Source organism: Streptomyces sp. NPDC127595 (assembly GCF_042671685.1).
In the GTDB taxonomy this organism is placed as follows: domain Bacteria; phylum Actinomycetota; class Actinomycetes; order Streptomycetales; family Streptomycetaceae; genus Streptomyces.
The window spans coordinates 735,659-761,825 of the sequence record NZ_JBHXWK010000001.1 but is presented as its reverse complement, the minus strand read 5'-3'; the positions used below and the strand labels follow the sequence as shown (position 1 = coordinate 761,825).

Sequence of the window (26,167 nt, the reverse complement as noted above, 5' to 3'; positions counted from 1 at the left end):
CATACCGGCCGGAAGGAAAACACCCGCGGCCTTTGCGCACCGGCACCCACGGACGTGCCTCCTGTCCGAAGCACTGGACTTCGAATTCCCCGCACAGGGCCTCCAAAACCCATTCGCCAATGATATGACTCCGGGCAATCAGCCGAATCTGGAACGTTAGTTATTCGCTGAATTCGGAAATGGAGTGGTACCGGGCCTGGCTATTCGGGCGGCGAAATCGGCGAGGTCGGCGACGACCCGCTCCGGCTGTTCCCAGTGGACGACGTGGCCCGCACCCTCGTAGACAAGGAGACGCGCTCCGAAAATGGCGTCCAGGATGATCTGCTGGTCGCTGCGCGGGAGGATTTCGTCCCGGTCGCCCCAGATGACGAGGGTGGGCACCAGGATGCCGGCGAGGGTCGCGCGGAGATCGGTCTCCAGCAGGCCGCGGAGGGTCTCCTGCCAGACGCGGGCCGGGACCTTGAGGCTCTCTTCGATCATGGTCTCTACGAGTCCCCTGGCGACCCCGTCGGCCACCGTGGCCGCCATGAGGTCCTCGACGAACTGGCGGGGAACCGGGTCGGAGAAGCCGGCCACGGCCTCCTGCGCGCTCAGCGCCGCCGGCTTGTCGGCAAGCGTGGCGGGGACGCCGAGCAGGACCAGCCCTTCGATGCGGTCGGGGTGGCTGCCCGCGACGATCCGGGCCTGCACGCCACCGCTGGAGGATCCGACGAGAAGGGTGCGTTCGATACCGACCGTGTCGAGGAAGGCCACGAGGTCGGCGGCGAAGTCCTGTGGCGTGTAGCCGTCGGGGGGACGGTCGGCGTCACCGTGGCCGCGCTGGGTGGGCGCGTAGCCGTGCAGGGAGGCCGGCAGGCGGCGCAGGACGGGTTCGAAGGACCACCAGGAGTCGGAGAGCCCGTGCACGAAGACCACCGGTGTGCCATCGGGGTAGCCGGCCTCGGCGTAGGGGAGCACGAGTCCGTCGCCCACCGTCGCGGACTTCACGGAGATCACGGTCACGGCAGTCAGCCTCCCTCCGCTCGGCCCTCCCGGCCCGGGAGCCGGGCACGGAAAGCGAGCGGCGATCACCTCCGACAGTACCGACCGGGGAGACCGACCGCCCTCCGACTGCAGGCCCTAGTGAGGCCTGGCGGCCGGACCCGGGCTCACCGCACAATCTTGACCGCGACACCCCTACTTAGACTAGCCTTACCTAAATTGATGGTGGCTGGTTCCGGAGGGTGGGCCGATGGGGGCAGGGGAGCCACGAGGGCTGGATGTCCTGGCGGGGGCCGTTCGGGGGCAGCGGCGGGACGTCACTGTCGGGGCCCTGCTGGGGGCGGGTCACCAGCTCGGGGAAGCCCTGGTTCCGGTACTGATCGGCCTGGTGATCGACCAGGCGGTGGCGGAGGGGGACAGCGGCGCACTGGTGCGCTGGCTGGTCGTGCTCGCCGTCGTGTACGTCGGGCTGTCCTTCAGTTTCCGCTTCGGGGCACGCGCCGGGGAGCGTGCGGCCGAAATGGCGGCGCACCAACTGCGCGTGACGCTCGTGCGGCGCGTACTCGATCCCCGGGGCGGTGCCGAGAACGGGCGGCTGCCGGGCGCGCTGGCGAACATCGCCACCGAGGACGCCAAGCGGGTCGGTGCGGTCAACATGGCCGTGATGCTCGGGATTTCGGCCTTCGTCGGGCTGGCGGTCAGCGCCGTGGCCCTGCTGGTGGTCTCGGTGCCGCTCGGTCTGGTGGTCCTGCTGGGCACGCCCGTGCTGCTCTGGCTGGGGCATCTGCTCAGCAAGCCCCTGGAGCGGCGCAGCGAGGCCGAGCAGGAACGGGCCGCCCATGCGTCCGGTGTCGCGGCCGATCTGGTGGCCGGACTTCGGGTGCTCAAGGGCATCGGCGCCCAGGCCACGGCCGTGGACCGCTACCGGCGCACCAGCCGCGACTCACTGGCCGCCACCCTGCGCGCCGCCCGTGCCGAGGCCTGGCAGAGCGGTGTCGTCCTGGCGCTGACCGGTGGCTTCATCGCGCTGGTGGCCCTGCTCGGCGGACGCCTTGCCCTTCAGGGCGACATCACGCTGGGTCAGCTGGTGTCGGCCGTCGGACTGGCGCTGTTCCTGCTCGGACCGCTGGAGGTACTCGCCTGGGTGAACGCCGAGTTCGCACAGGGCCGGGCCTCGGCCGCGCGCATCGCCGAGGTGCTCGGCACCCCACCCGACGTCGTTCCCGGCGACCGGCGTCTTCCGGATCCGGTGCGCGGTGCGCTGCGGCTGCGCGGAGTCGGTCTGGGCGAGCTGCGTGAGGTCGACCTGACCGTGGCGCCCGGTGAACTCCTCGGGGTCGCCACCACCGATCCGGCCGCCGCCGCAGCCCTGTTGCGCTGCCTCGGCCGTACCGAGGACCCCGCTTCGGGAGTCGTCGAGCTGGACGGCGTACCCCTGCCGGACCTGGACCCGGCGGAGCTGCGGACGGCCGTACTGGTCGCCGCGCACGACGCCGCCCTCTTCGACGGCACGCTCGGCGAGAACATCGGCGCCACCGCGGGCGCCGAGGGCGCGATGGCCGCCGCGTCCGCCGACGAGGTCGCCGGCGCACTGCCGCTCGGCACGGCTGCCGAGGTCGGTGAGGGCGGCCGGTCGCTGTCCGGCGGCCAGCGCCAGCGCGTCGCCCTCGCCCGCGCCCTGCACGCCCGTCGCGCCGTGCTCGTCGTCCACGACCCGACCACCGCCGTCGACGCGGTCACCGAGGCCCGGATCGCCGCGGGCGTACGGGAGTTCCGGAGCGGCCTCACCACCGTGCTGGTCACCAACAGCCCGGCGCTGCTCGCCGTCACCGACCGGGTGGTCCTCCTCGACGCCGGCCGGGTCACCGCGGACGGCCCGCACGCCGACCTCGTCCGCGGTCACGCGACCTACCGGACGGCGGTACTCGCATGACCACGGGATCCGAGATCGCCGCGCGCATCACCACCGACAAACCGCACACCCACCCCGTCCGCGGCCACACGACCCACCGGACGGCGGTACTCGCATGACCACAGGAGCCGACATCGCCGCGCGCATCACCACCGACAGACCCCACACCCACCCCGTCCGCGGCCACACGACCCACCGGATGGCAGTACTCGCATGACCACAGGAGCCGACATCGCCGCACGCATCACCACCGACAGACCCCACACCCACCCCGTCCGCGGCCACACGACCCACCGGATGGCAGTACTCGCATGACCTCGGGAGCCGACATCAGCACACCGGAAGCACTCGCATGACCAAAGGGGCCGACATCACCGGACCGGAAGCACTCGCATGACCACGGGAGTTGACATCGCCGCACCGGAAGCAGGGGGCCGCGAGCTGCTGCCCACCGCCACGCCCGCCCGTACCCGGGCCGCCGTCGGTGAACTGCTGCGCCCGTACCGGGCGTTGGCCTGGGCCGGGTTCGGTGTCATGGTGGTGGCCACCGCGGTGGGGCTGCTGACCCAGCCGCTGCTGGGCCACATCATCAACCTGGTCACCGACCGCAGCCCGGCCGGAGCGCTCACCCTGCCCGTGGTGCTGCTGGTGTGCGTCGCCGCGGCGCAGGGCATCGCGACCGCGCTCGGCATGTCGCTGGTCTCCCGGCTCGGCGAGACCGTACTGGCCGAGCTGCGCGAGCGGTTCGTGGAGCGGGTGCTGCTGCTGCCGCTGGACCGGCTGGAGAAGGCCGGCTCGGGCGATCTGACCTCCCGGGTGACCCGGGACGTCTCCCGGGTCGCCGACGCGGTGCGTTCCGCGCTGCCCGAACTGGCCCGCTCCGGGTTGTCGATCGTGCTCACCCTCGGCGCTCTGGCCATCCTCGACTGGCGTTTTCTGCTCGCCGCACTGCTCGCGGTGCCCGTGCAGGCGCACACCGCCCGCTGGTACGTGAACAATGCCACCCCCCTGTACGCGAAGGAGCGTGTGGCCACCGGGGTCCAGCAGCAGCAACTGCTCGACACCATCGGCGGAGCGGGCACCGTACGGGCGTACCGGCTGGAGGCCGCCCACACCGAGCGGGTCACGGAGCGCTCCCGTGCGGCCGTCGACCTGACGCTGCGCGGGGTGCGGCTGGTGCTGCGGTTCTACAGCCGGCTGCACCTGGCCGAGTACACCGGCCTCGCGGCCGTCCTGGTGGTCGGCTTCCTGCTCGTACGGGACGGATCGGCGTCGATCGGCACGGCGACGGCGGCCGCACTGTACTTCCACAGCCTGTTCGGGCCGGTCAACACCGCGCTGGTACTGCTCGACGACGCCCAGTCGGCGACCGCCGCCCTGGCCAGGCTGGTCGGTGTCGTGGACGAACCGGCGCCGAAGGCGGCGGAGGGGGAGACGCCTCGGAGCCTCCCCACCGTCACCCTGACCGGCGTCGGTCACGCCTACCGGGCCGGCCGGCCCGTGCTGCACGACGTGGACCTGGTGCTCCACCCGAAGGAGAAGGTCGCCCTCGTCGGCGCCAGCGGAGCCGGAAAGACCACCCTCGCCAAGCTCATCGTCGGCATTCACCGCCCGACCGGCGGGCGGATCGACATCGGAGGGGCGGAGCCCAGCGAGTCGGGCCGTACGGTCGCGCTGGTCACCCAGGAAGTGCATGTCTTCGCCGGGCCGCTCGCCGACGATCTGCGGCTGGCCCGGCCCGACGCCACCGACCAGGAGCTCCGCGAGGCACTGGACCGGGTCGGCGCTCTCGGCTGGGTGGACGCCCTGCCCGAAGGCCTCGGCACCGTCGTGGGCGACGGCGGCCACCGCCTCACCTCCGACCGGGCACAGCAACTCGCCCTGGCCCGGCTGGTACTGGCCGATCCCCCGGTCGCCGTCCTCGACGAGGCGACCGCCGAAGCGGGCAGCTCCGGCGCCCAGTTGCTGGAGCAGGCCGCCGAACGGGCGCTCGACGGGCGCACAGCGCTGGTCGTCGCGCACCGCCTCAGCCAGGCCGCCACAGCCGACCGGGTGGTCGTGATGGAGAACGGCCGGATCGCCGAGAGCGGCACCCACGACGAACTGCGCGCCGCCCAGGGCCCGTACGCCGCCCTGTGGCAGGCCTGGTCCGAGAACCGCAGCACCGAGCCCTGATCCAAGCCTCCCTCCGGGGCCCTGGCACCGAAAGCCGAACAGATCCAGAACGAACGGAAGGATCCCGCAATGCCCCGCGCCCAGAGAGCCACCAGGCTCACCGGACTGCTCGCATCCGTACTGTTGATCGTCGGCGCGGCAGCCGCCTGCGGCTCCTCCGACTCCGACGCGGACGCCGGTTCCTCCGCTGCCGGGAAGAACTCCACGAGCAGTGCCTTCCCGGTGAGCGTCGCGCACAAGTACGGCTCGACGACCATCGAGTCCGAGCCCAAGCGCGTCGTCACGGTCGGCCTGACCGACCAGGACGCGGTGCTGGCCCTCGGCACGGTCCCGGTCGGGACGACCAAGTGGCTCGGCGACTACGAGGGTGCCATCGGCCCCTGGGCGCAGGACAAGCTGGGCACCGCCACCGCGCCGACCGTGCTCACGGACACCGGTACCGGACCCCAGGTGGAGAAGATCGCGGCCCTCAAGCCGGACCTCATCCTCGCCGTCTACTCCGCGCTCTCGAAGGAGCAGTACGACTCGCTGTCGAAGTTCGCGCCGGTCGTGGCCCAGCCCAAGGAGTTCAACGACTACGGCGTTCCCTGGCAGCAGCAGACCGAGATCATCGGCAAGGCCCTGGGCAAGGCGGCCGAGGCGACGAAGCTGGTCGACGGCGTCGAGGCCGACTTCGCCGCCGCCAAGCAGGAGCACCCCGAGTTCGCCAAGGCCACCGCGGTCATGGCCACCCCGTACGAGGGCACCTTCGTCTACGGCAGCCAGGACACCCGCTCCCGCCTGCTGACCGACCTCGGCTTCAGCCTCCCGGACGGACTGGACAAGCTGATCGGCGATACCTTCGGCGCCAACATCAGCAAGGAACGCACCGATCTGCTCGACCAGGACGTCGCCGTCTGGATCGTGCCGGACACCACCTCGGCCGTCGCCAAGCTGCACGAGGACGCGCTCTACGGCGACCTGAGCGTCGTGAAGCAGGGCCGCGAGGTCTTCATCCCGGAGACCAGCGACTACGGCAACGCGGTGTCCCTGTCGACCGTGCTCAGCATTCCCTACGTTCTGGAGCGGCTGGTGCCGCAGCTCACGTCGGCGGTGGACGGCAAGACCTCGACGAAGGTCGAGCAGCCCGCGTCCTGAACCGGGCGTGCGCGCGACGTGGGAGAGGGAGACAGCCCGGGGGGCTGTCTCCCTCTCCCATGTCTACTCCACGAGGCTCTTGGGCCGCATGTCCGTCCAGTTGGCCTCGATGTGGTCAAGGCATTCCTGACGACCGGCGGGCCCGTGTGCGACCGTCCAGCCGGCCGGGACGTCGACGAAGTCGGGCCACAGGCTGTACTGGCCCTCGTCGTTGACGAGCACGGTGTATACGCCCTCGGGGTGCTCGAACGGGTTGGTGCTGCCGCTGCTCATGCGGATCCTCCGGCCTTCTCATGGTGTGTCGTGATGTACGGGGTACGGGAGCATTGCTCGCTGCTCGCTGCTCGCTGCTCGTTGCCCGTTGCCCGTTACTCGTCGCGGGACGACTGGGCGCGGGTGACCAGGGACTTCAGGGCCCGGAACCAGGTTTCCGCCAGGTCGCGGACCGCGTCCTCGGGCACGACCGCCTCGGGCCAGGACCAGTGGGCGGCCATGACCGGACCGCCTGGGCGGTCTTCGGTCACGACGTTGATGCCCAGCGCGTGGCCCTCCCTCATGCCGGGCTCCGGGCCGATGTCGGAAACGTCCTCCTCAGGTGCGTACGACCAGTCCGTCGCGTCGGGGATGCCGAAACGGCCGAGGTAGTTGAACTCGATGGACGGTGCCTCGAAACCGGCGAGGACCGCGGCCGTACGGGGGTTGAGGTGGCGGAGCATCCCGTAACCGGCGCCGTTGGCAGGCAGTGAGGCGAGGTGCCTTCGCGTCCTCGCGCAGGCCTCCTCGACGGCCGGACCGCCCTCGAACGCCTCCTTGAGGTCGACGGGACCGGGGTCCAGGAGGACGGGGAAGATGCTGGTGAACCAGCCGACCGTACGGGAGAGGTCCGCGTTCTCGGCCAACTCCTCGTCGCGGCCGTGGCTTTCGAGGTCGACCAGTACCGGACGCCGCGGGTCGCCCCCGTGGCGCTGCTGCCAGTCGGACACAGCGAGAGCGAGCCCGGTGAGCAGCACCTCGTTGACGTTCGCGGTGAAGGCGGCCGGCACCGTGGAGAGCAGTGGACCCGTGTACTCGGCAGGGAGACGCAGCTCCAGTCGCCGGACCGTGCCGGCCGTGTCGCGGACCGGGTCGAGCGGCCCGACCGGCGCAAGGGGCGCGGCGCTGCCGAGCAGGCCGGTCCAGAACGGCAGTTCGTCCTCGTGCGCGGGATCCTGGGCGAGCTGGTCGAGCCTGCGGGACCAGGTGCGGAAGGACGTGCCGACCGCCGGAAGTTCCACGGGGCGCCCTGCCTCGACGGCCCGCCAGGCGGACTCCAGGTCAGGCAGGAGGACGCGCCAGGACACGCCGTCGGTGACAAGGTGGTGGGCCATCAGCAGCAGCCTGCCGGGCTCACCGCCCGCGTCGAACCACACGGCCTTCACCATGGCGCCCGCGTCCGGGTCCAGGGCCGCGCGGGCCGCGCCGGCTCGGTCCGCCACGACCTCCCGGAGCGCCTCGGCGTCCAGTCCGGCGACATCGACCCGCTCGATCCATGACGCCTCGACGTCCACCGATCCGGCCGGCGGTACTTCCAGGCTCCAGTGGCCCGCCTCCGTACGGACCAGGGTGGCGCGCAGCATGTCGTGCCGGTCCGCGAGCGCCAGGAGCAGGGCCGCGAGTTTCGGCCGGTCAAGACCGGCGGGTGTCTGGACCAGGGCCGACTGGTGGTAGCCCTTGAAGGGGCCGCCCAGTTCGCGCAGCCAGTGCATGACCGGCGTGAACGGAACCGTACCGGTGCCGTCGTCGGCCCTGCCCGCGTCGGCGGCACCGACGGCCGTGGCCACCTCGGCCAGGCCGGCCACGGTGCGGTGCCGCAGGACCAGGCGCGGGGTGATCCGCACGTCCGCCGCGCGGGCCCTGCTGACCAGTTGCATCGCCATGATGCTGTCGCCGCCGAGCGCGAAGAAGTCGTCGTCGACGCCGATCTCCGCCAGACCGAGCACGTCGGCGAAGACGGCGCACAGGGTCTTCTCCAGCCGGGTGCCGGGTGGACGGCCGGTGGAGAGGGCGGTGAAGTCCGGGGCGGGCAGAGCGGCCCGGTCCAGCTTGCCGTTGGCGAGTTCGGGAAGCCGGTCCAGGAACACTACGGCGGCCGGGACCATGTAGTCCGGCAGGTGCCGTGCGACGTGGGCGCGCAGCCGTGCGGGGTCGGCGGGCATCCCGGTTGCGGGGACGACGCCAGCGCGTATCTGTTCGGGGTCGGCAGGCGTCCCGGATACGGGGACGACGCCGGCGCGCAGCCGTCCGGGATCAGTCGGCGTCCCAGAGGCGGGGACCACATCAGCGCCCAGCCGTCCAGGAGCGGCCGACGTCCCGGACGCGGGGACCACGTGGGCGACGAGCAGTCTCCGCGCGGCATCCTGATGCACCGTCACCACGGCCTGCCCGACGTCCTGATGGGAGGCGAGCACCGATTCGATTTCGCCCGGTTCGATCCGGAAGCCGCGGATCTTGACCTGGTCGTCGGCCCGGCCCAGGTAGTCCAGGTACCCGTCGGCGGTCCACCGTGCCAGGTCGCCGGTCCGGTAGAGCCGGGATCCCGGCGCGCCGAACGGGTCGGCGACGAACCGCTCGGCGGTCAGCGCGGGGCGGCCCAGATAACCGCGGGCGAGCCCACCCCCGGCCAGATACAGCTCTCCCGTCACACCAGGCGGCACGGGCTGCAGCCGCTCGTCGAGGACATAGGCCCGGGTGCCCGCCACCGGGCGGCCGACCAGCGGACGGTCGCTGTTGCGCACGCGCGCGACGAGGGCGTCGACGGTCGACTCGGTGGGCCCGTACAGGTTGAACGCCTCGGTACCGCTCAGCCGCCCCAGCTTCTCCCACAAGGACGCCGGTACGGCCTCGCCGCCCACGCCGACAACGGCGAGCGGGCAGCTCCCGTCGTCGCGGACCAGGCCCGCCGTCTCGGTCATCTGCGCGAAGAACGACGGCGTGACCTCCAGGAAGTCGAAGCCGTGCTCGACAACGGCCGCCGCGAGCAGTTCGGGGTCGCGTCGGGTCTCGTCCGACACCACATGGACGCAGTGCCCGTCCAGCAGCCAGAGCTGCGGCTGCCAGGAGGCGTCGAAGGAGAACGCCCAGGCGTGTCCGGCGCGCAGCCGGCGCCGTCCGGTGGCGGCCTTGGCCGGCGCGTACAAGGTCTCGCGGTGGCTGTGGAAGAGATGGCCGACGCTCTCGTGGGTGACGACGACGCCCTTGGGCCGACCGGTGGATCCCGAGGTGTAGATGACGTACGCCGGGTGGCGCGGGGTCAGGGCGGTGGTGCGGTCGGTGTCGACGAGGTCGCCCGGGTCCTGGGCGGCGAGCAGCTCGGCCGTCTCCGGCGCGTCCCACCGCAGCACGGGCGGTCCGTCCGGAGGCAGCAGCGGTGCGATCTCCTCGGTGCTGAGCAGCAGTACCGGACGGGCGTCGTCGAGCGTGTCTCGGGTGTGGTCCGCCGGAGCGTCCGGATCGAGCGGGAGATAGGCGGCACCCGCCTTGTGCACCGCGAGGATGGCCACCAGCATGCGGGCGGTGCGGGGAAGGGCCAGCGCCACGATCCGCTCCGGCCCCGCGCCGTGCGCGACCAGCAGCCGGGCGAGCCGGTTGGCCTGGGAGTTCAGCTGGTCGAACGTCAACTCGATACCGTCGGAGGCCACGGCGGGGGCGTCGGGCGAGAGCGCGGCCTGGCGCTCGAAGAGAGCCGGCACGGTGGTCGGCGGGGCGAGCAGGGGGCGCGCGTTCCACTCGTGCAGGATCCGCCGGCGTTCAGCGGTGCCGAGGACGTCGATCCGGCTGACGGGGGTGTCGGGGGCGGCGACCACTGCCTGCAGCACGCGAAGGAGCCGTTCGGCGATGGACTGCGCGGTCACGTGGTCGAACAGGTCGGCGCTGTACTCCAGGACGCCGTCGACACCGCCACCGCCCGCTCGTTCCACGAAGTCGAACGAGAGGTCGAACTTGGCGCTGGTCTGGCCGACGGGCTCCCGCCGCGCCCCCAGTCCGCCGAGAGCTTCGTCACCGGCTCCCGCGGGGAGGTACACCACCATGACCTGGAACAATGGATGGCGGGAGAGCGAGCGGGCGGGGTTGAGCACGTCCACCACACGCTCGAACGGCACTTCCTGGTGGTCGAAGGCGGACAGGTCGGTCTCCCGCACCCGCGTCAGCAGTTCGCGGAAGGTGGGGTCGCCGGAGCTGTCGGTGCGCAGCACCAGAGTGTTGAGGAAGAACCCGACCAGGTCCTCCAGTGCCTCGTCGGCGCGCCCGGCGATCGGGCTGCCCAGCGGGATGTCCGTGCCGGCGCCCAGCCGGGTGAGCAGGGACACCACCGCTGCCTGGATGACCATGAACATAGTCACGCCGCCGGACCGGGCCAGCCCGCGCAGGCCTGCCTCCAGTTCCGGGTCCAGCGTCATGTCCACCGCGCCGCCCTGGTAGCTGGCCTCCAGCGGTCGCGGACGGTCGGCGGGCAACTGAAGCTCTTCGGGCAGACCGGCCAGTGTCCGCTGCCAGAAGGCGAGTTGACGGTGCGCCAGGCTGTCGGGATCGCCCTCGTCGCCGAGCAGCGCGCGCTGCCACAGGCCGTAGTCGGCGTACTGCACCGGCAGTGGCGCCCGATCCGGAGCCCGACCCTCGGCGCGTGCCTCGTAGGCGGCGGCCAGGTCCCGGGTGAGCGGCCCGTCGGACCACTCGTCGCCCGCGATGTGGTGGAGCAGGAGCAGCAGGACGTGTTCGTCGTCGGCGGTGCGGAAGAGGTGGGCGCGCAGGGGCGGTTCGCTGTCCAGCTCGTAGCCGTACGAGGCGGCGTCGGCGAGCTTCTCGGCCAGCTCCTCCTCACTCGGAACGGGCGTGATCTCCACCTCGATCCGCGCCTGTTGCGGTTCCAGGATCAACTGGTGGGCGCGCCCGTCCTCCTCGGGGAAGACGGTGCGCAGCGGCTCGTGCCGGGCGACGAGGTCGTCGACGGCGCGTTGCAGCGCGCCGGTGTCGAGCGGTCCGGTGAACCGCCAGGCGAGCGGGATGTTGTACGTGGAGCTGGGGCCCTCCACCCGGTACAGCACCCACAGTCGCTGCTGGGCGAAGGAGAGCGGCAGCCGCTCCGGCCGGTCCACGGGTGCGAGAACCGGCAGGCCGGCACCTCCCCCCTCGCTGAGCCGCTCGGCGAGCCGGGCGACCGTGGCAGCCTCGAACACCGTGCGCAGTGAGACCTCGGCGCCGAGCGCCGCGCGGACGCGGCCCGCGAGCCGCATGGCCGCCAGGGAGTGGCCGCCCAGGGCGAAGAAGTCGTCGTGGACGCCGACCCGTTGCAGGCGTAGGACGTCCGCGAACAGGCCGCAGAGGATCTCCTCGCGTGGCGTCCGCGGCAGGGTGTCGGTGGTCTCGGCGGTGAGGTCGGGGGCCGGAAGGGCCCTGCGGTCGAGTTTGCCGTTCGGGGTGAGCGGCATCGCGTCGAGCGTGACGTAGGCCGCGGGCACCATGTGGGCCGGGAGAGTGGCGGACGCGTGGACGCGCAGTGCGGTCGCGTCCACGTGTCCGGCGGCCGGGATCACGTAGGCCACGAGCACCTGGTCGAGGGCGACGACCGTGGCGCGGGCCACGGACGGGTGTGCGGCGAGCACGGCTTCGATCTCGCCGGGCTCGACCCGGAAGCCGCGCACCTTCACCTGGTCATCGGTGCGGCCCAGGTACTCGACCGTGCCGTCAGCCGTCCAGCGAGCCAGGTCTCCCGTGCGGTACATACGCGCGCCGGGCGTCGGCGCGTACGGGTCTGCGACGAACCGCTCGGCGGTCAGTGACGGGCGGTCCAGGTAACCGCGCGCCAACTGCGCACCGGCCAGGTACAGTTCGCCCGCCACACCGGGCGGGACCGGTCGCAGGCCGGCGTCCAGCACATAGGTGCGGGTGTTCCACACCGGGCGGCCGATGGGCACGGTCGTCGCGCAGGGGCCGATCTCGATCGCCGTCACGTCGACGGAGACCTCGGTCGGGCCGTAGAGATTGTGCAGTTCGGCGGAAAGCACCTCGTGGAAGCGGCGGGCGAGAGCGGCGGGCAGCGCCTCGCCGCTGCACATCACCCGGCGCAGCCCGGCACAGTCCGCGACGGACGGCTCCTCCAGGAACAGTTGGAGCATGGGGGGTACGAAGTGGACGGTGGTGACGCCCTGTTCACGGATCAGCCGGGCCAGGTAGGCGGGATCACGGTGTCCCTCGGGGAGGGCGACGACCAGGGCGGCGCCGGTGATCAACGGCCAGAAGAACTCCCACACCGACACGTCGAAGCTCGACGGCGTCTTCTGCAACACCCGGTCGGCGGGCGTCAGTCCGTACTCGTCCTGCATCCACAGCAGCCGGTTGACGATGCCCGCGTGCGGGACGACCACGCCCTTGGGGCGGCCGGTGGAGCCGGAGGTGTAGATCACGTACGCCGGGTGGCGCGGGTCGTACGAGGTCGGCAGTGGGGCCCCCGGGCCGGTGGGCAGGGCGTCGCGGATCACGCACACCGGGCGGGCGTCCTCCACCATGAGGGCCAGCCGGTCCGCCGGGTAGTCCGGGTCCAGCGGCAGATAGGCCGCTCCGGCGCGGTGGGTGGCGAGCAGGGCTACGACGAGGTCCACCGAGCGCGGCAGGGCGACGGCGACGGTCTCCTCGGGTCCGGCGCCGAGGCCGGCCAGGACGTGCGCCGTGTGCTCCACGCGGGCGTCCAGCTCCGCATACGTCAGCCGCTGGTCCTCGAAGACGAGGGCGGTGGCCTCGGGGGTGCGGGCGGCCTGGGCGCGGAACAGCTCGGGCAGGGTCAGGTCCGGCACGGCGTGCCCGGTGGCGTTCCAGTCGGTGAGGACACGGACGCGCTCGGTTTCCTCAAGGACCTCCAACTCCCGCACGAGCCGGTCCGGTTCGGCAGCGACCTGCCCCAGCAGGCGCAGCATGCGGGCCGCCAGCCGCTCGGCGGTGGTGCGGTCGAAGAGGTCGGTGGCGAACTCGAGGAGCAGCACGACACGGTCGGTCTCGTCGACGAAGGTGAAGTGCAGGTCGAACTTGGCCATGCCGGTGTCCATGTCGAACCACTCGGCGGCCAGGCCGAGCACGTCGGGGTCGCCGTCGGGCCGGTGGTGGTAGCCGAGCATGACCTGGAAGAGCGGGTTGCGGCCGGCCACCCGGGGTGGATTGAGGGCCTCCACGACCCGGTCGAAGGGCAGGTCCTGGTACTCGAAGGCGGCGAGTGACGACTCCCGAACCCTGCCCAGTAGTTGACGGAACGTCAGTTCGTCACCGGACAGGTCGGTGCGCAGTACCAGGGTGTTGACGAAGAAGCCCACCAGGTCGCCGAGGGCCTCGTCGGTGCGGCCGGCGATAGGTGCGCCGAGCGGGATGTCGTCGCCCGCCCCGAGCCGGTGCAGCAGCGCCGCGGTGGCCGCCTGGAAGAGCATGAACATGCTGGTGCCGGTGGCGCCGGAGAGGTCACGCAGGGCGTGGCCGATGTCCGTGGGCAGCTCCAGGCGGACCTTGTCGCCGCGTCCGGTCGATTCGGCCGGGCGGGGGCGGTCTGCGGGCAGAAGCAGTTCGTCGGGGAGACCGCGCAGAACGTCCGCCCAGTGGGCCAGTTGGGCCTCGCCGGTACCGGCGAGCAGGTCCTCCTGCCAGAGCGTGTAGTCGGCGTACTGAACCGGCAGCGGGGCCCACGCGGGTTCGTCGCCCGCGCGGCGGGCCGCGTAGGCGGCATCGAGATCGGCGAGGAAGGGCCGGTCGGACCACTCGTCGGTGGTGATGTGGTGCAGGACGAGGGCCACCACGTGGTCGGCCGGGCCGATCCGGAACACCTCGGCGCGCAGCGGCAGTTCGCGGGACAGGTCGAAGGGGCGCCGCTGTGCGGCCTCGATCCGGCCTGGCAGGTCGTCCTCGGCGCAGACCGTCACGGTGAAGGAGGGCGCGGCCTCGTCCGCCGGGACGATCCGCTGATACGGCTCGCCCTCGTGCTCCGCGAAGACCGTGCGCAGCGCTTCGTGCCGCCCCACCACATCGTGCAGCGCCTGCCGCAGCGCGTCGGTGTCCAGGCTCCCCCGCAGCCGGAAGACCAGCGGGAAGTTGTACGCGACTCCGCCGGCCTCGCCGCCCGCGATCCGCTCCACCAGCCACAACCGCCGCTGGGCGGCCGACAGCGGGATCCGTTCGGGCCGCTCCCCCGCTGCCGTGACCGCCGGTCGGGCGGGCCTCCCGCCGTCGGACCGGTCGGCCAGCAGCGCGGGTGTCGGGGCCTCGAAGAGGTCACGGATGGCGAGTTCGGCGCCCAGTTCCGTGCGGGCCCGGCTGACCAGCCGGGTGGCGAGCAGCGAGTGGCCGCCCAGTTCGAAGAAGTTGTCCTCGGCGCCGACCGACGCAAGCCCGAGCACCTCGGCGAACAGCCGGCACAGCACCTCCTCCTGCGGGGTGCGTGGCCCGCGTCCGCCGCCCAGCGCGAGGGCCGGTTCGGCGTCGGGCAGGGCCCGGACGTCCAGCTTCCCGTTGTCGTTCATGGGCAGCCGGTCGAGCGTGACGAAGGCGGCCGGAACCATGTAGTCGGGCAGGTCCCGCTTCAGGTCCTCGCGCAGCCGTCGTACGAGGGCACTCGCGTCGCGCGCGGCGGTGGGGTTGTTGGTGTACGGGGCGTCGGCGCCGCCGGGCAGGTACAGCCCCGCTGTGACACGGACATCGTCGTCCATGGTGAGGAACACGGCGTCGTACGTGCCCGGTTCGCGGGACCAGGTGGTCAGGACGCGGTAGCCGAGCCCCTCGCCGAGGTCGTGCAGGGTTTCGGGGTCGATGGCCTCCGGGGTGATCCGGCCGTCGGGGACGCCGGTGACCCGCAGTCGCCCGGGACGCTCGGAGCGCAGCCGGTCGGCCAGGTCCAGGTCCAAGGGCCAGGACACGGAGGGCACCTCGGCCAGGCGTACGTCTGCCGCTCCCCGGTAGAGGACGGCGTCGTAGCGGTGGCGGGTCAGCTCGTTGTGGTGGTGGCCGCGCTTGGTGCGGAGGTCCACCCCGTAGCCGAGGCCGGTGAAGTAGTCCGGGTCGAGGAGCAGTTCCTTCTCCAGGCGCAGGCCGCGCTCGACGGCGGCACCGAGGTCGGCGTCGGCCGTTCCCCGGGCCTGCTGGATCTCGGTGTGGAAGGTGCGGGCGAGCCGCAGGTTCCGTACGTCACCGACGAAGAGGGCGCCGCCGGGCGCCAGCAAGTCCATCGCGCCGTGGATCACGGAGGTCAGGTAGCCGGCGCTCGGGAAGTACTGAATGACGGAGTTGATGACGATCGTGTCGAAGTAGCCTTCGGGCAGACCGGTCAGGTCGTCGGCCGGGCGGCAGCGCAGCTCCACCTTGGCAGCCAGTTCGGCGTCGCGGCGCAGCTCCTCGCCGATCTTGCGGATGACGGGGGCGGCGAAGTCGGTCGCCCAGTAGGCCTCCGCGTCGGGGGCGAGACGGGAGAGCAGCAGTCCGGAGCCCACGCCGATCTCCAGGACGCGGCGCGGCCGGAGCTCACGGATCCGGGCGACGGTGGCCTCGCGCCACTCGTGCATGTGGTCGAAGGGGATGGGCAGTCCGTCGTACGAGCTGTCCCAGCCCGCGTACTCCTCGGTGAAGACGGCGGTGCTGATCTCCTCGTACTCGTCGGAGTAGATCTCCTGCCATTCGCCGACCTGGGCACGCTCCGCCGACTCCCGCTGCTCGTCGGTGAGTCGGGCCGGTACGACATAGCCGACCAGCCGCTCGTCGCGTACGACCACGGCGGCCTGGGAGACCTCCGGCAGGCGGCTGAGCGCGGTCTCGATCTCGCCGAGCTCGACCCGGTAGCCACGGATCTTCACCTGGTCGTCGGTGCGGCCCAGGAAGTCCAGGTTGCCGTCGGCGCGGCGGCGCACCAGGTCTCCGGTGCGGTACATGCGCTCGCCGGGCTTGCCGAACGGGTCGGCGACGAACCGTTCCGCGGTCAGCGCGGGCCGGTCGAGGTAGCCGCGGGCGAGCCCGATGCCGGCGATGTACAGCTCGCCGGGCACGCCGTGCGGGACGGGGCGCAGCCAGGCGTCGAGGATGTGGGCGCGGGTGCCCCGAATGGGGCGCCCGACGGTCGGGGTGGCGCTGTCGTGGGTGCCGCCGCCGAGGGTGTTGATGGTGTACTCGGTCGGTCCGTACAGGTTGTAGCCGTAGGTGCCCTCGGTGTCGCGCAGTTGGGACCACACCGTCTCCGAGACGGCCTCGCCGCCGAGCAGCACCAGCGGCGGCACGTGTCCTTCCAGCAGCCCCTCATCGATCAGGAGCCGGGCATAGGTCGGGGTGACGTTGACGACGTCGATGCGGCGCTCTTCGCAGTACGCCACCAGGGCCTGGGCGTCACGCCGCAACTCCTCGTCGCACACGTGCACTTCGTGGCCCTCGACCAGCCAGAGCAGTTCCTCCCAGGACATGTCGAAGGCGAAGGACACGGTGTGCGCGATCCGCAGCCGACGTCCGCCGGCCGCGGCGATGGCCGGTTCAAAGATCTCCTTCTGGTGGTTGAGCTGCATGTTCGTCAGACCCCGGTAAGGGGTGACGACGCCCTTGGGGCGGCCGGTTGAGCCCGAGGTGTAGATGACGTACGCGGGGTGTTCCAGGCTGAAGCGCGTGAAGACTGGATCCGCCGGAAGCGCGGCCAACTCCCCTGCCACCGCCGGGTCGTCCAGCAGTACGCGTGTCAGGTCGTCGCCGTCCAGGGTGGCGGAGACGGCCCGGTTGGTCAGCAGGAGCAGCGGGCGGGCGTCGGCCAGCATGAGGGAGAGCCGGTCGGCGGGGTAGTCGAGTTCCAGCGGGAGGTAAGCGGCGCCGGTGCGCAGTACGGCGAAGAGGGCGACGACCATGTCGATGGAGCGGGGCAGCCCGAGGGCGATGACCCGCTCCGGGCCCGCGCCCCTGGCGAGCAGCAGGCGGGCCATGCGGGTGACGTCGGCGTCGAGTTCGGCGTAGGTGAGCGTGCGGTCGCCGAAGACCAGGGCGACGGTGTCCGGGGTGCGGACGGCCTGGGCGGCGAGCAGGTCGGCGACGGTTTCCTCGGGGTCGGGCACCCGGCTGTCGGCCCACTCGCGTTCGAGCGCGGCGCGCTCGTCGGGCAGCAACGGGTCGAGGGCGCCGACCGGGGCGGTCAGGTCGTGGGCCAGCCGCTCAAGGAGCAGCGTGAAGCGGTCGAGGAGGGCCCGGGCCCGCTCGGGTTCGACGAGGTCGGGGCGGTGGGAGAGGGTGACCCGGATCCGCGGCCCGGGGGTCACGACGAGGTTGACGGGGTAGTGGGTGGCGTCGACGTTGTCGACGGCGGTGGCGCCGTGTCGCTCGCGCAGCCGTTCCAGGCGCTTGCCGGTGTCGTTGTCGCGCAGCACGAACAGGGTGTCGAACAGCCGCCGGTGCCCGGTCTCGGCCTGGAGTACGCCGAGGCCCAGATACTCGTACGGCATCAGTTCCAGCCGCTCGGTCTGGATGCGCCGCAGCAGGTCGAGGACCGGTTCGGCCGGGTCGTAGGTGATCCGGGCGGGCACGGTGTTGAGGAACATGCCGATGACGTGTCCGACGTCCGGCACCTCGCTGGGCCGGCCGGCGACGGTGGTGCCGAAGACGATGTCGCCGCGGCCGGTCGCGGACGCGAGGGTCAGGCCCCAGGCGGCGTTGAGCTGGGTGTTGAGTGTCAGGCCGTGGGTACGGCCACTCTCGATCAGCCGGTCGCCGAGCGCGGCCGGGAGCAGTACGTCCAACTGCTCCGGGATGACGGGTTCCAGGCCTCGGTCGGCGGCCGCCGGGGCGAGCAGCGTGGGCTCGTCGAGGCCGCCGAGAGCGGTCCGCCAGGCAGCGGTGGCGGCGCTGTCGTCCTGGGCGTCCAGCCAGGTCAGATAGTCGCGGTAGGAGCCGGGGCGGACCAGCGCGGTGGCGTCGCCGCCGGACTCGTACAACTCGAAGAGCTGGTCGAGGAAGAGCCAGGCCGACCAGCCGTCCCAGAGGATCAGATGGCGCCCGATGACGAGGCGGTCGCCGCGCTCGGCGCCGAGACGGACAAGCAGCAGCCGGAACAGCGGGGGCGCTGCCAGGTCGAACCGGCGGTACCGCTCGGCGTCCGTCAACTCCCGCAGCCGTACGTCCTGTTCGGCCTCCCGGAGAGCGGACAGGTCCGCCACTTCGAGGGGGATCTCGGGCTCGTCGACGATGAACTGCACGGGCTGGCGCAGTCCGTCGCTGGTGAACCCGGCTCGCAGGCTCGGGTTGCGCACCAGCAGGGCGCGGGCGGCGGCGCGCAGCCGGTCGGCGTCCATCCGCTCGGCGAAGTCGAAGGTCTCGTGGACGGTGTAGACGTCCAGAGCGCCGTCGTCGTACGTGGAGTGGAAGAAAAGGCCTTCCTGGAGCGGGGCCAGTGGCCAGATCTCCGCGATCTCTCTCGGGGCGAGCCGGTGGACGTGTGCGGTCTCCTCGTCGGTGAGGGCGGGCGCGGACCGGTCGGTGGTCGGCGTTGCCGGGGCGGTGGCAGTGGAGGCGACGATGGCCAGCGCGGCGGGCGTCCGGTGTTCGAAGACATCGCGCGGGCTCAGGACCAGGCCGGCCGCGCGGGCCCGGCCCGCGACGCTGATGGAGCGGATGCTGTCGCCGCCGAGCAGGAAGAAGTCGTCGTCCGGCCCTGCCTCGTCGAGCTCCAGGACGGCCGCGAAGATCTCCGTCAGCAGACGTTCCCGCTCACCGCTCGGGGCACGCCGGTTTGCCGCCCGCTCCGCCTCGGGGGCGGGCAGCGCCGCGCGGTCCAGCTTGCCGCTGGGGGTGAGGGGCAGCGCGTCGAGGACGACGTACGCGTCCGGGAGCAGTTGCGTGGGCATGGTGTCCGCCATCGCGGCGCGGAGGACGGCCGTATCGATGCCCGTGGCGGTGTGTGCGGGGACGATGTACGCGACCAGTCGCTGCTCACGCACCGTCACCGCGGCCTGGGCGAGGGCGGGTTGGCGCACCAGCGCCGCCTCGGTCTCGCCGGGCTCGATGCGGTTGCCGCGCAGTTTGACCTGCCGGTCGGTGCGGCCGAGGTATTCGACGGTGCCGTCCTCGCGCCGCCGTACCAGGTCGCCGGTGCGGTACATGCGCTCGCCGGGCTCGCCGAACGGGTCGGCGACGAATCGTTCGGCGGTCGGGCCCGGCCTGCCGTGATAGCCCCGGGCCAGCTGGACCCCGGTGAGGTACAGCTCGCCCGGCACTCCGGCCGGCACCGGCCGCAGGCACCCGTCCAGGATCCGCAGCCCGGTGTTCCAGACCGGCCGTCCGATGGGCACGCCGGTGCCGGGCTCGCCGTCGTAGAGGTGGTGGGTGACATCCACGGCGGCCTCGGTCGGGCCGTACAGGTTGTGCAGCGGTACGCCGGTCAGGGCCCGCCAGCGGCCGGCCGCCTCCCCCGCCAGCGCCTCGCCGCTGCTGAACACACGGCGCAGGCTGTCCGCCCAGGCGGGGTCGCCGGTCACCTCGTCCGCGGCGAGGAAGGCCTCCAGCATCGACGGTACGAAGTGCATCGTGGTGACGCCCTGTTCGCGGACGAGGCCCGCGAGATGGGCCGGGTCGCGGTGGCCGTCCGGCTCGGCGAGGACCACGGCGGCGCCCTCGCACAGGGCCCAGAAGAACTCCCAGACGCTCACATCGAAGCTGGACGGCGTCTTCTGGAGCACCCGGTCGTCGGGTGTGAGTCCGTACTCGCCCTGCATCCAGGTGAGGCGGTTGACGATGGCCCGGTGGGTGACGACCACGCCCTTGGGGCGTCCTGTGGAGCCGGAGGTGTAGATCAGGTAGGCGGGATCGTCCGGACCGGCGGCGGCCCGTGCGGCGTTTCGCCCACCCGCTGCGGAGGCGTCCTGCTCGTCCAGGGTGAGCACCGTGAGCCCGTCGACGCGGGGAACGCGGGCGGCGGCCTCCGCCGTCGTGACCACCGTGTCCGCGCCCGAGTCGGCCAGCATGTAGGCCACTCGCTCGGCCGGGTAGTCGAGGTCGAGCGGGAGATAGGCGGCACCGGACTTGAGCACGCCGAGAAGGGCGACCATCAGTTCCGCCGAGCGGGGTACCGCGACGGCGACGAAGCTCTCCGGACCGGCCCCGCCCGCGCGCAGGCGGCCTGCCAGGGCTTCGGCGCGGGTGTCCAACTCGGCGTAGGTCAGGGCCTCGCCCCGGAAGACGACGGCGGTGGCTTCCGGGGTGCGGGCGGCCTGCGCCTCGAAGGCGGCGGCCAGGGTGGTCGCCGGGACGTCGTGGGCCTCTCCGACGAGGTGGGCGGAGGCCCGCTCCTGGGGAGAGAGAAGGTCGAGGGAGGCCACCGTGCGGCCGGGATCGTCGGCGAGGGCGTGCAGGACCCGGGTCAGCCGGTCGGCGAGGACTCGCACAGCGTCGGCGCCGAGTCGCTGGGCGTGGTGCTTGAGCCGCAGGTCCAGGCGGCGGCCGGGCTTGACGATCAGGGCGAGCGGATAGTGGACGGCGTCGTGGAAGGTGTGTCCGGCGATCCGGATCGTGCCCGTTGCGTCGGTGAGCCCCGGCTCGGCCGGGTAGTTCTCGAAGACGACGAGGGTGTCGAACAGTTCACCGCTGCCCGCGAGTCCGGCGATCCGCTGGAGTTCGGCGAGGCCGAGGTGCTGGTGGTCGAGCAGCGCGCTCTGCTCGTCCTGGAATCGGCCCAGCAACTCGGCCAGGGTGTCGCTGGGCTGCCAACGCAGGCGTGTCGGCAGGGTGTTGATGAAGAGGCCGACCATCGACTCGATGCCGTCCATGGCGGCGTCCCGTCCGGAGACGGTGGTGCCGAACACCAGATCCTGACGGTCCGTCAACCATCCGATCAACAGGCCCCAGGCGCCCTGTACGACGGTGCCGAGGGTCACTCCGTGTTCCCGCGCACGGGCCGCCAGCCGGGCGGTGACCCGCTCGGAGAGTTCGACCCGGATCTGCGCGGGCTCGATCGGCGAACCGTCGGCGGGCGCCTCGACGAAGCGGGTGGGCTCGTCGAGGCCGGTGAGCGCGGTACGCCAGGCCTCGCGGGCGGCGTCGTGGTCGGCCGCGGCGAGCCGGCGCAGATAGGTGCGGTAGGGGGCGACCGGCGCAAGGGGTGCGGCCCCCTCTCCGTACAGGGCCATCAGTTCGCGGTGCAGGACGGGCAACGACCACCCGTCGGCCACGATGTGATGGAACGTCAGGAGCAGTCGGCTGCGGTCGTCGCCGAGCCGCACCAGTGCGCAGCGCAGCAGCGGCGGCCGGGCCAGATCGAAACGGTGGGCGCGCTCGTCGGTGGCGACGGCGTCGGCGAGTGAGTGCCGGACGGCGGTGTCGTGTGCGGAGAGGTCCACCTCGCGCCAGGGCAGCTCAAGGCCGCCGGTGATGATCTGCGCCGGCCGGCCGTCGGCGAGTTGCCGGAAGCAGGCGCGCAGGGGGGCATGCCTGTCCAGCAGCCCCTGGGCGGCGCGGTGCAGGGATTCGGCGTCGACCGGTCCGGTCAGTTCGATGACCTGCTGGACGACGTAGGCGTCGTGGTCGGAGCCGTCCACCAGCGCATGGAAGAAAAAGCCCTCCTGGAGCGGGCTGAGGGGCAGTACGTCCTCGACGGTGACCGGGTACTCCCCCTGGAGCGCGGCGAGTTCGGCGTCGGTCAGCCGCACGAGCGGGGTCTCGTCGGCTTCCTCGGCCTGTGCCACGTCCACCGTCACGACGCACGCCAGCTGGGCGACCGTACGGTGGCTGAAGACATCACGGGGGGTGAGTCGTAGGCCCGCGCGGCGGGCCTGGACGAGGAGTTGGATGGCGATGATGCTGTCGCCGCCCAGGGTGAAGAAGTCGTCGTCGACGGTGACCGACCGCAGGCCGAGAGCCTGCGCGTAGAGCCCGCAGAGCAGTTCCTCACGGGCGTCGCGCGGTGCGCGGCCCGAGCTGAGAGCGGCGTAGTCGGGTACGGGCAGCGCGGCGCCGTCCAGCTTGCCGCTGGGGGTGACGGGCAGCCGGTCGAGGGGGACGAGCGCGCTCGGAACCATGTACTCGGGCAGCCACTCGGCGGCGTGCGCGCGCAGCGTCCGCATCAGCGCCGCCGCGTCGCGGAAGGGCGCCGGGCGGTTGGCGGCCACGTGGGTGCCGTCGGGCCCGGGGCGGTAGAGCGCGCCGAAGGGGGTGTCGCCGAGTGCGAACACCGCGTCCAGGCTGCCGTCCAGCGCCGCGCCGTTCCAGGTCACGGCGGCCCGGTAGCCGTGCCTTGCGGCCAGTTCGTGCAGCGTCTCGGGGTCCGTCGCCTCGGCCGGGGGCCGGCTACTGCCGTCCAGCGCACCGAGCGCGGCCAGGTCCTCCGCGAGGCGGGCATTGGGCAGGCCGGTGACACGGAGCAGGGCGGGGCGGCCGTCGGCGGCGAGCCGGGCGTCGAGTGCGGTGAGGGTGGCGGGGCCGGACCAGGGCAGTTCGTCGACGGCGGGGTGGACGGGGCCGGGACCGGTGGCGGGGGCGGGGGCGGGGCCGGCCCATGCCGATTCCTCGGCAACCGGCAGGTGGGGACCGGGGTCGGGGGCGAGGTTGAGGTGGGGGCCGGGGCCGAGGTCGAGGCCGGGGCCGGGACCGAGGTCGGAGTCGAGGCCGGGGTCGAGGTCGAGGTCGGAGTCGTGGTCGGTGGCAGATCCGCCCCAAGCCAATTCCCAGGCGGCCGGCGGGACGGGGCCGGGACCGGTGGCAGGGCCGGACCAGGCCAGCTCCTCAGCAACCGGCGGGACCGGGGCGGAGCCGGTGAAAGGGCCACCCCAGGCCAATTCCCAGGCGGCCGGCGGGACGGGGCCGGGACCGGGACCGGCCGGCGAATCCGCGTCCGGGCCGAACTGCCCGTCCTGCGCAGGCAGTCCGGGCACAACCGCCGCGTCCGAACCGGGCGCCCCCTCCCCCGCCCCGGCGCCCGGGAGAATCGTTCCGCGGCCCGGCACCGGACCGTCCGCATCAACCGACGCTCCACCGCCCGCCAGGGAGTCGCGAGCGGCCGAGCCGTTCCGTGTGCCGGGCGCCGTCGGCCGCAGCACGACGTCGTACCGGTAGCGCGTCAGCTCGTTGTGGTGGGCGCCGCGCTTGACCCGTACGTCGGTGGTGAAGCCGTCGAGGGAGGCGAAGTAGTCGGGATCCAGCAGGAGTTCGCCCTCCCAGGACACCGACCGGTCGACGGCGGCCCGCAGGGCGTCCTTGTCGTCGGTGTCCGTGCGGCCGCTCTCCACCGCGGCCCGCAGGGTGCGCAGCAGTCTGAGGTTGCGTACGTCGCCGAGGAACACCGAACCGCCGGGGGCGAGCAGTTGCTCGGCCCGGCGCAGTACATCCGTCAGATAGTCGGCGCTCGGGAAGTACTGGGCAACGGAGTTGATGACGACGGTATCGAAGAAGCCCGTGGGCAGTCCGGCCGTGTCATGGGCGGGGCGCGCCAGCAGTTCGACCCGGTCGGCGAGGCCGGGCACGGTCCGGACCTGGGCGCCGAGGGCGCGGATCGCCTCTTCGGAGACGTCGGTGCCCCAGTAGGCCTCGCAGTCGGGTGCGAGGCGGGACAGCAGCAGGCCGCTGCCGACGCCGATCTCCAGGACGCGGCGCGGCCGGAGTTCACGGATCCGCGCGACGGTCGCCTCGCGCCACTCGCGCATCTCGGCGAGCGGGATGGGCAGCCCGTCGTACATGCTGTTCCAGCCCGCGAAGTTCTCCTGGAAGCCCTCGGACCCGGCCGCGGCGTAGAGCAGTTCGTGCAGGTCCTTCCATTCGGCGACCTCCGGCGCACCCTCCAGGGAGGGCACGATGTATGCGGCGAGCCGCCGGTCGCCGGGCCTGTCCTCGCGGACGACGACGGCGGCCTGGTCCACGGCGGGGTGGGAGCGCAGTACGGACTCGATCTCGCCCGGCTCGATCCGGAAGCCGCGGATCTTGACCTGGCTGTCGGCCCGCCCCAGGAACTCCAGCCGCCCGTCGGCTTTCCAGCGCACCAGGTCACCGGTGCGGTACAGCCTCTCGCCGGGCCCTCCGAAGGGGTCGGCCACGAAGCGCTCGGCGGTCAGGCCGGGCCGTCCGAGGTAGCCGCGCGCCAGTCCGGCGCCGCCCAGATACAGCTCACCCGGGACCCCGGCGGGGACCGGCCGCAGACGGCTGTCCAGGACGTACGCCCGGGTGCCGGGGTCGGGGATGCCGATGGGCACGATGGTGCCGGACGGGGTGTCGGGGTCGCACAGGCCGAGGGTGGAGTTGGTGGTCGCCTCGGTGGGCCCGTAGGCGTTGAACATCATGCGTCCGCGCGCGTACCGTCCCACCAGTTCGGGCGAGACACGTTCGGTGCCCGCCAACAGGGTTGCTTCCGGCGGCAGTTGTACGTCGTCGGGCATGGCCGCGAGCAGTGCGGGCGGCAAGATCATGAACGTGATGCCGTTGGCGTTCGCGTAGTCGGCGAGCGGCGGGCCGGGCACCCGGCGCTCTGCCGGGACGACGACCAGCCTGCCCCCGGAGAGCAGCCCGAGGCACAGATCCCAGAAGGCCACGTCGAAGCTGGGCGAGGAGAACTGCAGGACCCGGCTGTGCGGGCCGATCCCGAAGCGCTCGCTCTGGGTGGCGACGAGCTTGGCCACCCCCGCATGGGACAGTACGACGCCCTTGGGGCGGCCGGTCGAGCCGGAGGTGTAGATCACGTACGCGGCGTTCGCGACGGACAACAGCCCCCGCAGCTCGGGGTCGTCGGCCGGACGGGCCGCCAACTCGGCCACGGTGGCAGGGTCGTCGAGGACCAGCCGGTCCGTCCCGGCGTCCGGGGGCAGGTCGGCGGCCACGTCCGAGGTCGTGACCAGGCAGACCGGGGTGGCGTCGGCGAGCATGTACGCGATGCGGTCGGCCGGATAGTCGGTGTCGACGGGCAGATAGGCGGCGCCGGACTTGAGTACGGCGACCTCGGCGACGATGAGTTCGGCCGAGCGCGGCACGGCGAGGGCGACCACCCGCTCCGGTCCCGCGCCACGCGCCACCAGGGCGTGGGCGAGTCTGTTGGCTCGTGCGTCGAGTTCGGCGTAGGTGAGCCGGGTGTCCTCGAAGACCAGGGCCACCGCGTCCGGGCGGGCCCGCACCTGTGCGGCGAACATCTCCGGCCAGGTCGCGGCGGGCACTTCATGTTCGGTGTCGTTCCACTCGACGAGAATCCGGTGCCGCTCCTCGTCGCCGAGCAGCGCCAGTTCACCGATCGGCGCGTGAGGACGGGCCAGGGCGTCCGTCAGCAGGTTCGCGTAGTGACCGAGCAGCCGGTCTACGGTCGCCGCCTCGAAGAGGTCGGTCCGGTAGGTCGCGCGGATCTCGCCCGCGCCGACGTGCAGTTCGAGGTCGAGGGGACCGCCGTCCCAGGGGTGCGTGCCGCTGAGGGGGCCACCGTCCTGAGACTGCGAGCCGTCGAGAGAGCCGCCGTCCCCGGAGTTCGAGCCGTCGAGAGAACCGCCCCCGTCGCCGCGCTGCGCGCCACCGCCGAACCCGGTGTTGCAGAACCAGCCGCCGGCGCGCGTCGGTTCGGGGTCCAGCGTCGCGACCAGCGTGGCGACCGGAACCCGGTGGGCGGCGGCCTCCTCGCATGCGGCGGCGGTGCGCGCGGCGAGTTCCGCGAAGGGGGTTTCGGTGTCGAGCGCGATCCGTACGGGCAGCCCTCGATACGCCACCGCGAGGTCGCCCTCGCGGCCGCCGTAGCGGTGCAAGAGGGCGACGTACGCGGCGAGCAGCGTGGTTTCGGGCGCCGGGACAGTGAAAGCACGAGCACGGGTCAGAGTCTGCCCAACCGCTCGCTGCGGGTAGGCGAAGTCGACGGGCAGGGCCGCTTCCTGCGGGAGCGGAACCAACTGTTCGCGCCAGAACTCCGCTTCCGTGGCCGTCAGTTCCTCGTAACCCGAGTTACCAGACACAGGTGCCCGCGCCTCCTCAAGCATGTCGAAAACATGCGGA

The 26,167-nt window shown here is 72.3% G+C and carries 6 protein-coding genes; 3 read left to right on the top strand and 3 right to left on the bottom strand.

Translation table 11 applies throughout. The features are described from left to right. Positions 1-156: 156 nt before the first annotated feature. Entirely contained in the window at positions 157-1,002 is an 846-nt protein-coding gene (locus tag ACFVKT_RS03155) for an alpha/beta fold hydrolase (RefSeq protein WP_385726959.1), read from the bottom strand. A gap of 229 nt (positions 1,003-1,231) precedes the next feature. On the opposite strand from ACFVKT_RS03155, the gene ACFVKT_RS03150 reads away from it, so the two are divergent. The 3 genes from ACFVKT_RS03150 to ACFVKT_RS03140 all read left to right on the top strand — a co-directional run bounded on the left by ACFVKT_RS03150 (position 1,232) and on the right by ACFVKT_RS03140 (position 6,205). Beyond that, complete coding sequence (locus ACFVKT_RS03150; RefSeq protein WP_385726957.1) at positions 1,232-2,914, top strand: ABC transporter ATP-binding protein; 1,683 nt, start codon at positions 1,232-1,234, stop codon at positions 2,912-2,914. A gap of 372 nt (positions 2,915-3,286) precedes the next feature. Continuing rightward, the gene (locus ACFVKT_RS03145) at positions 3,287-5,068 is read left to right on the top strand and encodes an ABC transporter ATP-binding protein (protein ID WP_385726955.1); all 1,782 of its coding nucleotides are present in this window, start codon (positions 3,287-3,289) and stop codon (positions 5,066-5,068) included. A gap of 69 nt (positions 5,069-5,137) precedes the next feature. Beyond that, entirely contained in the window at positions 5,138-6,205 is a 1,068-nt protein-coding gene (locus ACFVKT_RS03140; protein ID WP_385726953.1) for an iron-siderophore ABC transporter substrate-binding protein, read from the top strand. A 63-nt stretch (positions 6,206-6,268) separates the two neighbouring features. Here ACFVKT_RS03140 and ACFVKT_RS03135 read toward each other — a convergent pair whose 3' ends face one another. Then, entirely contained in the window at positions 6,269-6,478 is a 210-nt protein-coding gene (locus ACFVKT_RS03135; protein WP_385726951.1) for an MbtH family protein, read from the bottom strand. A 95-nt stretch (positions 6,479-6,573) separates the two neighbouring features. Further along, positions 6,574-26,127 carry an amino acid adenylation domain-containing protein gene (locus ACFVKT_RS03130; protein WP_385726949.1) on the bottom strand — a complete coding sequence of 6,518 codons (19,554 nt, stop codon included), beginning with the start codon at positions 26,125-26,127 and terminating at the stop codon, positions 6,574-6,576. Positions 26,128-26,167: the final 40 nt, after the last annotated feature.

Coding starts and splice junctions, on each gene's coding strand:
- ACFVKT_RS03150 (WP_385726957.1), top strand. CDS start 1,232: ATGGGGGCAGGGGAGCCACGAGGGCTGGATGTCCTGGCGGGGGCCGTT.
- ACFVKT_RS03145 (WP_385726955.1), top strand. CDS start 3,287: ATGACCACGGGAGTTGACATCGCCGCACCGGAAGCAGGGGGCCGCGAG.
- ACFVKT_RS03140 (WP_385726953.1), top strand. CDS start 5,138: ATGCCCCGCGCCCAGAGAGCCACCAGGCTCACCGGACTGCTCGCATCC.
- ACFVKT_RS03135 (WP_385726951.1), bottom strand. CDS start 6,478: ATGAGCAGCGGCAGCACCAACCCGTTCGAGCACCCCGAGGGCGTATAC.